The 12,953-nt window shown below is 63.6% G+C and carries 13 protein-coding genes; 8 read left to right on the top strand and 5 right to left on the bottom strand.

Going from position 1 to position 12,953, the window contains the following annotated elements:
• Nucleotides 1-63: 63 nt before the first annotated feature.
• From N3C12_07325 to N3C12_07310, 4 genes are all read right to left on the bottom strand, one after another.
• Nucleotides 64-2,040, bottom strand: coding sequence for a HAMP domain-containing histidine kinase (locus N3C12_07325; GenBank protein MCX8072244.1), 1,977 nt, complete (start codon nt 2,038-2,040; stop codon nt 64-66).
• 197 nt (nt 2,041-2,237) lie between these two features.
• Complete coding sequence (locus N3C12_07320) at nt 2,238-2,732, bottom strand: nuclear transport factor 2 family protein (protein ID MCX8072243.1); 495 nt, start codon at nt 2,730-2,732, stop codon at nt 2,238-2,240.
• Between the two features lie 35 nt (nt 2,733-2,767).
• Nucleotides 2,768-3,946: a class I SAM-dependent rRNA methyltransferase gene (locus N3C12_07315; protein MCX8072242.1), complete on the bottom strand. Its 1,179-nt coding sequence runs from the start codon at nt 3,944-3,946 to the stop codon at nt 2,768-2,770.
• A 140-nt stretch (nt 3,947-4,086) separates the two neighbouring features.
• Nucleotides 4,087-4,626: an OmpA family protein gene (locus tag N3C12_07310; GenBank protein ID MCX8072241.1), complete on the bottom strand. Its 540-nt coding sequence runs from the start codon at nt 4,624-4,626 to the stop codon at nt 4,087-4,089.
• Nucleotides 4,627-5,473: 847 nt separating this feature from the next.
• On the opposite strand from N3C12_07310, the gene N3C12_07305 reads away from it, so the two are divergent.
• The 4 genes from N3C12_07305 (at nt 5,474) to N3C12_07290 (ending at nt 9,329) form a co-directional block, all read left to right on the top strand.
• Nucleotides 5,474-6,247 carry an enoyl-CoA hydratase gene (locus tag N3C12_07305; protein ID MCX8072240.1) on the top strand — a complete coding sequence of 258 codons (774 nt, stop codon included), beginning with the start codon at nt 5,474-5,476 and terminating at the stop codon, nt 6,245-6,247.
• A 119-nt stretch (nt 6,248-6,366) separates the two neighbouring features.
• Complete coding sequence (locus N3C12_07300) at nt 6,367-7,659, top strand: MFS transporter (GenBank protein ID MCX8072239.1); 1,293 nt, start codon at nt 6,367-6,369, stop codon at nt 7,657-7,659.
• A 493-nt stretch (nt 7,660-8,152) separates the two neighbouring features.
• Entirely contained in the window at nt 8,153-8,842 is a 690-nt protein-coding gene (locus N3C12_07295) for a hypothetical protein (protein ID MCX8072238.1), read from the top strand.
• Nucleotides 8,843-8,966: 124 nt separating this feature from the next.
• Nucleotides 8,967-9,329 carry a hypothetical protein gene (locus N3C12_07290; protein MCX8072237.1) on the top strand — a complete coding sequence of 121 codons (363 nt, stop codon included), beginning with the start codon at nt 8,967-8,969 and terminating at the stop codon, nt 9,327-9,329.
• Nucleotides 9,330-9,641: 312 nt separating this feature from the next.
• Here the strand turns inward: N3C12_07290 and N3C12_07285 are convergent, their stop codons facing one another.
• A complete protein-coding gene (locus N3C12_07285) occupies nt 9,642-9,806 on the bottom strand; it encodes a hypothetical protein (GenBank protein ID MCX8072236.1) in 165 nt (54 codons plus the stop codon).
• A gap of 738 nt (nt 9,807-10,544) precedes the next feature.
• On the opposite strand from N3C12_07285, the gene N3C12_07280 reads away from it, so the two are divergent.
• From N3C12_07280 to N3C12_07265, 4 genes are all read left to right on the top strand, one after another.
• Nucleotides 10,545-10,976, top strand: a complete 432-nt coding sequence (locus N3C12_07280; GenBank protein MCX8072235.1) for a hypothetical protein — start codon at nt 10,545-10,547, stop codon at nt 10,974-10,976.
• Nucleotides 10,977-11,162: 186 nt separating this feature from the next.
• Complete coding sequence (locus N3C12_07275; protein MCX8072234.1) at nt 11,163-11,573, top strand: hypothetical protein; 411 nt, start codon at nt 11,163-11,165, stop codon at nt 11,571-11,573.
• Nucleotides 11,574-11,699: 126 nt separating this feature from the next.
• Nucleotides 11,700-12,206, top strand: coding sequence for a hypothetical protein (locus tag N3C12_07270; GenBank protein MCX8072233.1), 507 nt, complete (start codon nt 11,700-11,702; stop codon nt 12,204-12,206).
• A complete protein-coding gene (locus tag N3C12_07265; protein MCX8072232.1) occupies nt 12,155-12,739 on the top strand; it encodes a hypothetical protein in 585 nt (194 codons plus the stop codon). The genes N3C12_07270 and N3C12_07265 overlap by 52 nt, the downstream gene beginning before the upstream one ends.
• Nucleotides 12,740-12,953 lie beyond the last annotated feature (214 nt).

Genomic DNA, 12,953 nt, shown 5'->3' with positions numbered 1-12,953 from the left:
GCGCACAGCCGCCCGCAAGTTCGCGCCGACCAAAATGCAGCGCCGGTACGCAGCCCTTGTTCCTCAGGCGGGCGAGCGCGGATCCGCCGCCAGGCGAACCCGGAACGTGGAACCCTGCCCTGGTTGCGACTCCACGGTGATCGATCCGCCTAACAAGTCGAGCAGGCGCCGCACCACGTACAAGCCGAGTCCGACACCGCCGAAACGACGCGTGGCTGCCGGCTCGCCTTGCCGAAACGGCTCGAAAATCACCGGCAGCACCGTCGGGTCGATCCCCACGCCTGTATCCTTCACAGTGATCTCGATCTCTGCACCTTCCCGCCGCGCATGTACCTCGACGCCGCCCCGTTCGGTGAATTTGATGGCGTTAGCCACAAGATTTTTGAGCACGAGCTTGAGCTTCTCGCGATCGGTTTGCACCTGCGCCGCGCCCGCTTCCACCGTGACAGCAAACGACAGGCTGCGGCGGCGGCGGTGGTGGGCAAGCTCACGATCGATCTCGTCGAGCAACGCAGCGAGCGACACGGATTCGATCTCCAACGCCACCTGCTGGCTCTCGAAGCGGCCAAAATCGAGCGTGGCGTTGATGAGATCGAGCAGCTCGCGCGCGCTGTAGCCCATGCGCTCGAGCACTTCCGTCTGCTCCGGTGTGAGTGGGCCGAATTCTCCACAGGCAAGCAGATCGGTGTAGCCCATGAGCGTGTTGAGCGGCGTGCGCAATTCGTGCGACATCGTGGCGACGAAATCCGACTTGAGGCGCGCCGCTTGCTGCGCTTCGAAGGCAAATTGCGTGGCTGCAAACCACAGGGAGGCCACCAAGCGCACAACTTCGAGCAACGCGGTGTGCGGAGCCGGAGCCTCCGCACACCAGTCCAAAAGCAACACCCCGCGCTCATCGAGCCGCAAACAAAGCTGCGCTGCTACTCCGGGCGCGTCGAAATCGCGCGGCGGGGCAATCGGCTCGCGCACCGCTTGTACGGGGAGGTTATCTTCGAGGGGCAACAGGTGCGCTGGCACCTCCAGGACCTGCAGGGCGGCACTTTCCTCAGCAGCAAAACCCCACTGCGCTGCCAAGCGGCAAACTTTCATTCGCTCGTCGACAATCCACACGTGCGCTCGCTCCGCCCCACACGCTGCCGCCACCGCGGAGCAAAGCTCCTGCAGCGAGGGTCGCTCGGGATCCGATCGCGCTGCCTGTGCCGCGTGCAAAAGACCGAGGAGCCGTTGCCAAAGCGCCTGCTGGGCAGTGAGCGCCCATTCGGTGACGACTGCTTCGAGTCGGCGCAACAACTCCTCCACCGCGGGCGACCGCCACCTGGCACCATGGGCGCTGGCCGGAAGCCCGCGCAGGCGAACGGAGGCTGGTGGCTGTGTCCCCAACCCAAGGGAAAGTTCCTGCTCCTGTTGCTCGAACGCTCCCCGCGGCTCTTCCACCCGCGGGCTACCCTCCGCTCCCTGCTCCGCTGAAGCGTACACCGCACACTCGCCGCCGAGCGCGCCGTGCAACACCAACTCTACGGTTTCGCAGCCCACCGTATCCCGCAGCGACGACAATAAGCCGGTAACCTGCTGCACATATCCCTGGTGGGTCGAGCCGCGCGCGACATCGTGCACAAGCGAGCGGGTCGACGGCGCCGGGCTCGGGCCGGCGACGAGGAACACGAGGGTCACCTCGTCGCGCGCTCCTGGCTGGGAAGGCAGTGCCAGCACACAAACTTCGTGTTCGGAGCCGCCTTGGTGGCGCATGCGCACGTTCACCCGCACCGCCGTTCCCTCGCGTGCGCGCTCGAGCGCCTGCAGCAAAGTGTCTCGTTCCTCCGGGATCATCCAGCCGGCCACCGTCTCGTATTCCGAGCCCGGTTCTACGCGGCGCCCGAGAAAATCCCTGGAGTTTGGCGTGCCCGCGCGCCAAGCCCCCGGCGGCTGCCAGCGCCAGGGCCAAACCAAATCCGCCAAGGAAAGCCACGCGCGCAAGTTTTCCGGGGGCTTTCGACTCGCCCGCTTCGGCCCCCCTGGTCGCTTCCCTGAGCTCTCCGGCATCGACCCTGAACCTTTGGGAACGACTGGCATGATTTCTCACTCGCCAACGTCTGCGCGCCCTATACAACCATTGGTTGCGGGCATAAAGCGCAAACTGCACAGCGAGCGTGTCTTCGTGAGCGCACCTGCGCCGCCTGGTCGCACCACGCAGCGCCGGAGGTCGATGCAGGGACGAGCGAGTGCCCGTGGGCTCGTGATCAACTCGGCTGGTCTTTTTCCCACCACGGCACCCGGCGGATCAGGCTCGGCATGTCCTTTTCCTGCCAGATCTGCTCGAACACGCGCCGGTAACTCGTGAACGCAATTCTCCAGTCGCCGCCCACGCGCACGTACTCGTCTTCGTAATACGCAGCACCTTGCAGCACGGTGCCGCTGCGGCGGTCGATAACCAAATCGTCTAACGCCCACCGTCCGCGCGCCCGCTCAGCACCGTCGAACTGAATTTCCGGATGATGGCAGCGGTGCAACGAAAGCCGATCCGTCGATCCGAGCACCTCGCGCAGGAAGTTCACGATGGCATCGCGGCCGTCGAACGAGTACTCCCCGTCGGCATAAGCGGCACGAGCGTCCGTCGAGAAGCACTCCCGCAACTGCTCCCACTCTTTCAAATCCAAGTGGCGCAAGTAGCGGTATTTGAGTTGTTTGATCGCTTCCAAGTCGAGCAGTTCCTGCCAAGTGCGGGCTGGGTCCATCGTTCTCCCTCCAAAGCGGTGTTGAGGCGGAGGTCTCACTGCACGTGCACGAGTAGACCCTTGAGGTAATTGCCTTCCGGGTGAGAAATCAAGGTCGGGTGGTCGATCCCCGGCCCGAGTGTGCGTACGACCTGCACGACTCTCCCCGTGACTGCCGCTGCGCGTTCGAGCGTGTGGGCAAACCATGGCAGCGTAACATGCTGCGAGCAACTAAACGTGAGCAACCAAGCTGGTGTTTTCCCCCGGCGCAGCGCCCAGGTGTGCAAGTCGTAATAGGCGCGCGTGCCGCGCGATAGCTCAGGCCGCCGTTTTACCAGCGCCGGCGGATCGAGCACGATGAGATCGAAGGTCTCGCTGGTGTTGCGCAGGTAGGTGAACACGTCGTCGACGACTACCTCGTGCGGCGTGGCCAACCCATTGACTTGCCAATGCCGTTCGATCAGCGCTGCCGCGCGCCGCGAGCTTTCCACCGACACCACGCGCCGCGCGCCGCCCGCGGCGGCGTACACAGAAAAGGCGCCGGTGTAGGCAAAGGCGTTCAACACCTCGCGATCGAACGCGAGCTCGCCGGCCAGCGCCCGGTTGTCTCGTTGATCGAGGAAAAAGCCAGTTTTTTGACCAGTTTCGATATCCACGCAAAAGCGGTGGTCGTGCTCGCGGACTTCGAGCGGCAACTCTGGCATTTCGCCCCACAAACAACCGCGGGCATCTTCCAAACCTTCTTCGCGCCGCACGGCACCGCTACTGCGTTCGAAAATACAGCGGAGAGGCAGAGTGGCAGAGAGCGCCTGCACCAGCAGGGGCTTGAGCCGTTCTGCGCCCGCGGTCAGGCACTGCACCACAGCCGTCGCTCCGTACACATCGACAACGAATCCAGGCAAACAGTCGCCCTCGCCGTTGACGAGCCGATACGCATTTGTCTTGCCGCTCCGCAGCAGCGGGTTGCGCAGTTCCAACGCTGCCGACAAGCGGCGGGTGAAGAAGGCAACGTCAAGTGCCTCCCGCTCCCGCGTGAACACGCGCACCGCAATCGTGCAGCGCGGGTGAGCGGTGCCCACACCGAGGAGGCGATCGTCGGCGGCTCTCACCTCCACAATTTGCCCGGGCTCTGCGATGGCTTCAGGATTGGCGACGGCGCCGGCAAACACCCACGGGTGCCCTTCCTTGAGCGCGCTCTCTCGCCCGGGCTTCAGGTGTACCACTGGGTAGTCCATGAACTCAGCCTGCTAGCAGAGGCGGAGAGCATTTGCGCACAGGCCAGCCATCTAAGCCCTCGCAGGAGCACACGCACCTTCCATGGGCCCGCGCCGGGGGGCTGCGAACGACGGTACGCGCCCGCGCGGTGTTCGCGCCGCTACTCAATCACGTGGAGCTCGACGCGGCGGTTTTGCGCGCGGCCTTCGGGAGTGTCGTTGCTCGCCACCGGGCGCGATTCCCCGAAACTCACCGCCTCGATGCGTTGCGGAGCAATGCCCTTACCGATCAGGTACGTGCGCACCGCCTCAGCGCGCCGCTGGCTGAGCCGCAAGTTGTAATCCTCCGAGCCGACGGAGTCGGTGTGTCCCTCGGCACGCACGCGGATTTCCGGCTCGTCGCGCAAGATGCCGTAAGCTTCGTCGAGCACGACGCGCGATTCCGGTTGGATGCGCGCTTGATCGAACTCGAAATACACGCTGCGCAGCACCACTTTCCGTTTGCTCGGCGGCGGTAACGGTGGCGCCGGCTGAGCCGCAGCGGGTGTGGGCGCGGGAGGCGGCGGTGCTAGGGGTGGTGGTGGCTCAGCCTCAGCAAAGGCGTAGCGCACGGAAAAGCCATACGAGAGCCAGCGGATGTTCTCGGCGAAGCGCTCCTCGGGATCCTGCCGGGGACCCAAATCTTCCGGCCGCGGCCCCATGTAGGCATATTCGTAGCGGGCGAAGGCACCGAGCGAGAGCCGTTCGTTCAGCCGGTACTCGAGCCCACCCCCGCCGAACACCCCTGGAGCACTTTGGCTCAGTCGCCCGCTCGTGCCCACGTAGTAGCCGCCGGCGCCGTAAATGTAGGGGACGAGCGTGCCAATTTGTGTCTCCAGGGGGTACTGCAGGCGCGGTCCGCCGCTCATGGCGAACATGGTGGTTTCCTCTCGCCCTTGTCCCGGCATGCCCGGGAACGAGCCTCCTTGGCTGAAAAAGTAAAAGGTTGGGCTCGCTTGGAATCCCACGTAGGGATGGAGCTGCAACCCGACGTACGGGCTTACGAGAAACCCTAAATTCACGTGGCCGCGAAAGTTGCCGTTGAGCGGCTCGGTGAGGCCAACATCGACACCTGTGTACGGCTCCAAGGCTACAACCTGCGCCGCAGCGAACCACCCCCCGCACACAATCCCCAACAATCCGGCATAAACTCGGCCCATAAAGCAGCCTCCTTCTCACCTTCGCACGCCACCCGCGGCGGGCGGCTTTGCGCCGGCACGTTACTCGAAATTGTTCTTGCCTTCCAGCAGAAATTGCCTTAGGGGCCGAGCCGCCGCCGCGCGCGCCACTCCGCGCGGCGCGCGGTGCTGCACGGTGCCGGTCGGGCACGACCTGTGCGGCGTTTTGGCGCACCATCCTCGTTCGCGTCGTGCCCGGAGGCTCCTCCGCGCCGCCGCAAACTTGAGAACGAGCCGTCTTGCGATCGCGGCCATGGGCAAACAGGCTTGGCGTTTCGTTTCGCCGCCGTTCTGGTAGTTTGGAGCCGAGCAAATCAGGAGGACGCCACCGATGGATTTCCAACACCTGCGCACCGAAGGCGGTGCTATCTCTCGTGTCACCCTTTGGCGGCCCGAGCGCCGTAACGCCCTGTCGATGGCCATGATGGACGAGTTGATTGCGGCCTTCGAAACGCTGGCCGAAGCGCCGCAAACTCGTGTGATCGTGCTCGCCGGCGAGGGGCCCGCGTTTTGCGCTGGCCACGATCTTCGCGAAATGCAGGGGCGCGATGCTGGCTTCTACCGCGCCCTGTTCGACCGGTGCACGCGTCTGATGGAGACCATTCAAACCGTTCCCCAACCAGTGATTGCGCGCGTGCACGGCATGGCCACGGCGGCCGGGTGTCAACTGGTCGCGAGTTGCGACTTGGCGGTGGCCGCCGACACGGCCAGTTTTGCCACTCCCGGCGTGCGCATCGGGCTCTTTTGCAGCACACCCATGGTTGCATTGACTCGCGCCATCGGGCGTAAACGGGCAATGGAAATGTTGCTCACGGGAATGACGATCGATGCAAACACTGCTTGTGCGTGGGGCTTGGTGAACCGTGTGGTGCCGCTCGCGCAACTCGACAGCGCCGTCGAGGAGCTGGCAGCGCGCATCGTCGAGGCGAGCCCGCGCACCGTCGGTCTCGGCAAGCAGGCGTTTTACCGGCAAATCGAGCTCGACCAGCACCAGGCATATGCCTACGCGAAGGAAGTGATGAGCCTGAACGCGCTGGCGAGCGATGCGCAAGAGGGCATGGCCGCGTTTCTCGAAAAGCGCCCTGCGCGGTGGAGCGGGCGCTAATCCTACCAGCGCAGCGGGCGATGTCGAGTTCGAAACCAGCAAGTCGCGCTCCTCGCACTGCTACAGCAGAGCGGGTGGCAAGCGGGAGCACAGCACCGTTACCCACCGAAGCCGAGCGCATGACGCCCTATCTCTGGGCGCTGCTCGGGATGCTGCTTTCGGCCACGGTGTTCGATGCTTTCAACGTGGCCATTCTTTCTACCGTGGCGCCGCAAATTCAGCAGCTTTACCAGCTCAACCACACCGAGTGGGGCTTAGTGAATCTCGTGATTCGCGTTGGCGCAATCATCTCCTTCTTCGTGCTCGCCCTGGCGGATCGTTTCGGACGACGGCCCATCATTACGCTGACCATCTTCGGCTACGCAGCCTTTACGGGCCTTACCGCGTTTGCTGCCGACGTGTACAGCTTCACCCTGTGGCAGTTTTGTGCGCGCATCTTTCTAGCCGCTGAGTTTGCGCTCGCGCTCATCATCATTGGCGAAGAATATCCTACTCGGCTGCGTAGCTTTGGCGTCTCCCTGCTTGCCGGCATGGGGGCGTTCGGAACCATCCTCTCGTTCCTCACTGCCCGCTGGGTGCTCACGCACTACGATTGGCGCACTATGTACTTGCTCGGGCTCGTGCCGGTGGCACTGGTGGTGCTGGTGCGCCTGGGGATGCGCGAGACCCACCGCTTCGAGCAGCTCAAGAACGACGGGCACGTGAAACAGTCTTGGCGTGCGCAGTTGGCCGCGCTCAAGGTGCCGTTCCAGCGCCGCTATCGCGCGCGGTCGTTGCTCGTCACCCTCATTTGGAACTGCAACCACCTCGTAACTTCGCCCGCGGTGACGTTCTGGACCATCCACGCGGCGCGCAACTTAGGCTTCTCGCCGCAGGACTACACCGTCGTCGTTGCCGGGGCTTACATTGTTGGTTTCCTGCTCGGTGCGCCGCTCGCAGGTTTTCTCATGAATCGGCTGGGTCGGCGGCTATCGTGTGCGCTGTATTACTTTGGCGCCGCCGGTTTCATCTTCGCGCTGTTCATGGTGCCCACCCCGAGCGTGGCGCTGCAGACAGCGCTCATGTCGGCGTGCATTGTGTGCTTCCTCGGAGCAAACTCCGTTACCGCCACCTATGCCACCGAGCTTTTTCCCACCGAGATTCGCGCCACGGGGTACAGTTGGACAACGAACTTGTTCGGGCGCATCACGGAAATGGTCACACCTTTGTTGATCGGGCTCTTGGCCGACCGCATCGGCATCCCGCTGTCGGTCGGTATCATGGCCATCGGCCCCGTCATAGGCGCGCTGCTCGTCTTGCGCTACGCCCCCGAGACCAGCGGCAAGACCCTTGAACAAATCGCCCAGGAACTCGACCAAGCCGCCCTAGGCAAGCCCTCCACACCATCGCTGACCCACCGCGCCAAGCCGTAGGGAGCGATGGGGGTGGCCGCTACTCCCCCGAAACCAGCGCACTTCCAAACCCCTACGAGGCCGGCCTGACGCTGCTGCGCGTGCGTTCAGCCGCGGGTTCGTGACAAAGCATCTCCGCCGGCTGTGCCATTGCCAACCGAAGCCACGCAAGCACCAGCTTCCATAGCCAGACTGCGCGTGTGCTTGACAGCCCGACTTTTGCCGTGGTAGCGAGCCAGCCACCCAAACCGGGCCAACGGGAGCGCTGCCATGAGCGAAAGGCCAAGTTCCCTCGGGGTGCTCGCCGCCGTAGCGCTCGAGCACCGGAAACGGGCGCGGACGATCCGATGGCCGTGCATCCTGCGCGCGAAGCTGGGGCGCCGAGCCCGGCGCGTGCATGCGATCGACCGAGGGCTTTGGACCCGCGTAAACTTCGCCCGGGCCCCGACCGCTGCCCGCCCCACTCGTGGATGCCTGTGCCGACGCAGTCGCGGGCAAAGGTCTGGCTAGCCCCGTGTTGCTTGCGCTCGTTGCTCGCCCCTTAACGGGCCAAGAACTCCCGCCGACGCCGTCGCCCACGCCGCGGCCGCCGGGCCAAACGTTCGTCGTAAGCACATTGGGAGACCGTGCCGATCAGGTGCCCGGGGACGGGGTATGTGCGGACGCCAGCGGCGAGTGCACGTTGTGGGCAGCAATTACCGAAGCGAACGCCTGGCCGGGCGACGACGAGATTACCTTTGCCGTCAGCGGCACCATCGTGTTGCGCGAGCAGCTCCCCGCAATTGCCTCGGCGCGCACCGCAGGCAGCTTGCGCATCGACGGTGGGCAGCGCGTCACCGTCAGCGGCAACGACAGTGTACGGGTGCTGGTGGTCTCGAGGGAAGCGGAGGTCACGTTGAGCGACATCCGCATCGAGCGCGGCAGAGCCCATCCCGGGGGAGCCATTTCCAACGACGGCACGCTAACCGTCTCCAACAGCACCTTCTCCAACAACAACAACAACAACTTTCCTGGTGCTCGCGGCGGCGCCATCTACAACACAGCCACACTAACCATCTCCAACAGCACCTTCTCCAAAAACACCGCCACTAGCGAGGGCGGCGCCATCAACAGCGGTGGGAGCCTGGTCGCCAAGCGTGTCTTGTTGTCGGAAAACGTGGCCAATGGCGGCGGCGGGGTTTTTCATCGGCGGAGCGCAGGGTAGGATCGCCTCCTCCACCATCGAGCGCAACCGCGGCCGAAACGGCGGCGCCATTTACAGCACCGCACCGACATGGGTGGTGAGCAGTAACGTGTTCGACAATTAGGCCAGCGCCGACGGCGGGGCAGTGTACAATTCTTCGCCTGGCCTGCGTGTTTGGGACAGCACCTTGGCAGGCAATCAAGGACAGCGCGGCGGCGGGGTGTTGAACGTCGGCAGCGCTTGGTGCGTGAACGTTACCTTCTCGCAAAACGTGGCCGATAGCGATGGCGGTGGCTTCTACAACAATCGGGACAAGGTTGCCGAGTTGTCCTTCGTTACCTTTTACTACAACTCGGCCGGAGCTCGCGGCGGCCAAATTTATGACGACTTAGGCCTGGGACGGATCAAGAACTCGCTGCTTCTCGGTGACGGCAGTCTGGCTAACTGCGATGGTTTTTTGCCGCGCGTGGACGCAACTACAGCACCGACACCTCCTGCCGCGGAATGACGCAAGTGGATGCAGAGTTGCTGGCAGTGGCGGCACTTGCCGATAATGGAGGAGAGACGTGGACACACGGGCTAACTCCCGGCAGTGTGGCCGTGAATGCGGCCACCGACTGTACCGACCTCGACAACTTGCCGGTCATTTACGACCAGCGGCGGGCCCCTCGACCCCGTGGGAATGCTTGCGACTTAGGGGCCTTCGAACTCGGGGGTGCGCCTCCTCCGACGGCCACCTCCACGCCCACAGCCACTCGCTCGCCGAGCCCGGTAGGACCCTCCGCGACACCGTCGTGGACGCCGTCGCCGACACCGACGCCTACCCGCACGGCAACCCGTCCCCTATGGCGAGTCCTCCGGCCTCGTTCACCGCCACGCCCTCGGGTGCCGCATCCAGCACCCCCACCGCGACGCCGACTATCTCCGCGACCCCGACGGTAACCGCGAGCCGCTCGGCCACAGCGGCCCCTACCCACGCACTCACCTACACGGAGCCCGACCCCCGCTGCACCCGAACTGCTCCCCTCGCCAGCACAGCGCGAGCCGGTAGATTCGGCCATCAATGTGCCCACCAACGTCACCTTCCGGTGGAACCCCGTGGCTGGGGCCACCCGCTACTGGCTCACGGTAGCCCCGATCCGGCCAGGCTACCTACGGATCCGACTGCCACCAGTTGCGACGCGTGTGTCATCTCTTGCTCTGTGGACCAGACAAGCCACACCGCCGGCAGGAGTGCAGAATGCGTAGTCGGCCGCACTACCGCCCTGGCCCACAACACGACGTATTACTGGAAGGTGCAAGGATACGTACCTAGTCCGCGTCGCAACGGTCAGTTCTCCCCGGTGCGCACGGTGAGCACCGTCCTGCAGGGGCCCACATTGCAAGCGCCCGCCAATGGAGCCATCCGTGTGTCGCTTACCCCCACCTTACGCTGGACTGCGGTGCCTGGTGCCAACCGCTACTGGATTCTCGTCGCCCGGGATCCGGCCGCGTTCCCCAGCGACCTGAATGCCAGGACCTGCAACGGCTGCATCGCCGCCGGTTACACGGATACGACCAGCTACTTGTGGGGCCGGCCGTTCCCGAACGGGACAAGCCCGGGTTCGCCTACGCAACCAGCCCCTCTCGAGCGCAGCACTCTATACTATTGGCGCATACAGGGCTCAACAACAGCGACCGCAGCGCGCTCCGCCTCGGCGAGTATTCGGCAACGAGCTCGTTCATGACCACCGATGTCGACCTGCTCGCCGAGCACCTAGAGATCACCCAAGGCATCCAAGACCTTTCCAACTCAGTGGAACTTATTGCTGATCGACGGACTTATGTGCGAGGCCATGTGCGGGCCGTCGGTGGCTCCGCAAGCAACATTGCCACCAAATTCACCGTGAGGCGCGGGGACGACACGTATGGCCCTTACAATGCGCTCAACAACCCGATTACGGTGTACACCAATCCCGATCGAGCACAAGTGAACCACAGTTTCCTCGTCGAGCTGCCGTCCGCCGTCCTTAAAGCTGGAGAGATGGACGTGTGCATGACCATTAACGACGATCGCACTGTCGAAGGGTACGACTATACGAACGACCGAGTGTGTAAGCGCGTTTCTCTCGAAACCGGTCCACCCGTCGGCGTGCGGTTTTACCGTGTTTCCTAAGATGTCGAAGTTACACGTAACGGGCGACAGGTCCGCGAAACGCGTCAAGTACGCCCAGAGATAGTCGACGGGATTGTCGCCAGGTTAGAAGGTGCCCTCCCTGCCCCGACCGTAGAATACCAGGTGCGGGACCTTCGGTGGACGGAGGTTTGGTCGAACCCTGACACGAACGAGTGCAGAGACCTGGTGATTCCCCGGCTCGCCCGACAACGAATGCTCGATCTCCGCAGCATCCACCCGGAAATGCGCTATTACGGAGTGGTACCTAATGAGGACGGGCTCGTCACTGCTGCGATGGCCGCGTGGGTGCCCAGTTACGTGGCTTGTGGGTGGGACCAGGCTGGCGGGTTTGAGGCAGGGATGACCGCTGTCCACGAACTGGGGCATTGTTATGGACGGTGGCACTCGACTTTTTGCGGTGCGGTAGCTCCCGATGGTGCGGAACCCTATCCTTACCCCGAGGGCAAAATCGGCGGGACACCCGACCGCCCCGGCGCCCCAGCGGAGCGGTATTTTGGCTGGGATATCGTTCGTCGAGTGGCGTATCCTGGGAACGACTACTACGACTTCATGAGCTACTGTTGGCCAAGATTGTGATCCGACTTTACCTGGAATCGAATTCTCAAGTACCTTGGAGACAACGAGCCACAGGTTCCTCCTGCGCGAGTCAAGCGCGGCACGCGCCCAGCAGCGCAAGAGATCGTTGTAGTCGGCAAGGTCAACTTGGATCGTGGTACCGCTGAACTTGGAAATCTCTATGTTGTCGAAGGCGAGTCCACGCAGCCGGGGCCGGTGGTCAGCGACTGGGCGATCGCCCTTTACGACCAGGCAGGGAACGTGCTCTCCCTTACCTACTTCCAACCGCAAGAACAGACCGATAGCGAAGCCGATCAGGAGCGCATCGGCCTTATCGCAGAGCGGGTACCCTGGGTACAGAGAACCCGCCGGGTCGCGATCTTGTACCGTGGAGCCGTGGTGGCCGAGCGCGCCGTGACTTTTGGTGTGCCCACCGTAGAAGTGTTGTATCCCAACGGCGGGGAGCAGTTGGGGCAGAGGTTACCGTACGCTGGGCAGGCTCCGACCCGGATGGCGACACCTTGCGTTACGCGCTCCAGTACAGCGCCGACGGGGGAGCGACGTGGGAGACGCTTGCGGCCGATCTGGAGGGAGAGGCTTACGTGGTCAACCTTATCCACCTGCCCGGTGGGCGCAATTGTCGCTTCCGAGTAATCGCTACTGACGGAGTGAACACCGCGGCCGATGAATCCAATGCTGCTTTGGAGGTTGGACGCAAGCCCCCACAAGTCAGCATCGTTGCGCCGGAGTCAGGGGCCGTACTGACTCTGGGTAGCCAGTTCATCTTCGTGGGCCAGGGCACCGACCCCGACGGCGATCCTATCCCTGAAAGTAGTTTCGTTTGGACTTCGAGTCGGCAGGGCGAGTTCGGTATCGGCGCCCGCGTGGACGCATCCAACTTGTCGCCGGGTGACCACGAGATCGTCCTCACCGTCACGGACAGCGACGGGCTTACCGCTCAAGCAAGAATCACGGTGACGGTGAGGGAACGCGAACCGGTTCCAGCTTGTGTCGGTGATTGCGACGGAGACGGGCAGGTGACGATCGAGGAAATCATCAAAATGGTTAATGTGGCGCTCGAGCTCCAGCCAGTCGGTTCTTGTGCTGCTGGAGACGCCAATAGCGATGGGGCGATTACGGTCGACGAGATCATTCTTGCCGTGAACAAAGCGCTCAACGGGTGCTGATGCTGGCCGGCTGAGCGTGGGGCAGGATTGTTCGTTTACCCCACGCTCAGACGTTCCGGCCTTTCCGGAGCTCCCAATGCTGAGAAGGCGCCGCCGATTGGTGCAAGCGGCGGCGCTGCGTCTACCAGCACCCAGGCATAAGTTCCGCCGGCGACGGTCTTGCCGGCGGTCGGGCGAACACGCCACAGCGAGCGGGCGACCAGCCGTAATTCGA

The organism is Candidatus Binatia bacterium, assembly GCA_026415395.1.
GTDB lineage: Bacteria > Desulfobacterota > Binatia > HRBIN30 > HRBIN30 > HRBIN30.
The sequence above is the reverse complement of the archived record's forward strand: the minus strand, read 5'-3'. Positions and strand labels throughout refer to the sequence as shown.

Coding starts and splice junctions, on each gene's coding strand:
- N3C12_07325 (MCX8072244.1), bottom strand. CDS start 2,040: ATGCCGGAGAGCTCAGGGAAGCGACCAGGGGGGCCGAAGCGGGCGAGT.
- N3C12_07320 (MCX8072243.1), bottom strand. CDS start 2,732: ATGGACCCAGCCCGCACTTGGCAGGAACTGCTCGACTTGGAAGCGATC.
- N3C12_07315 (MCX8072242.1), bottom strand. CDS start 3,946: ATGGACTACCCAGTGGTACACCTGAAGCCCGGGCGAGAGAGCGCGCTC.
- N3C12_07310 (MCX8072241.1), bottom strand. CDS start 4,626: ATGGGGCCGCGGCCGGAAGATTTGGGTCCCCGGCAGGATCCCGAGGAG.
- N3C12_07305 (MCX8072240.1), top strand. CDS start 5,474: ATGGATTTCCAACACCTGCGCACCGAAGGCGGTGCTATCTCTCGTGTC.
- N3C12_07300 (MCX8072239.1), top strand. CDS start 6,367: ATGACGCCCTATCTCTGGGCGCTGCTCGGGATGCTGCTTTCGGCCACG.
- N3C12_07280 (MCX8072235.1), top strand. CDS start 10,545: ATGACCACCGATGTCGACCTGCTCGCCGAGCACCTAGAGATCACCCAA.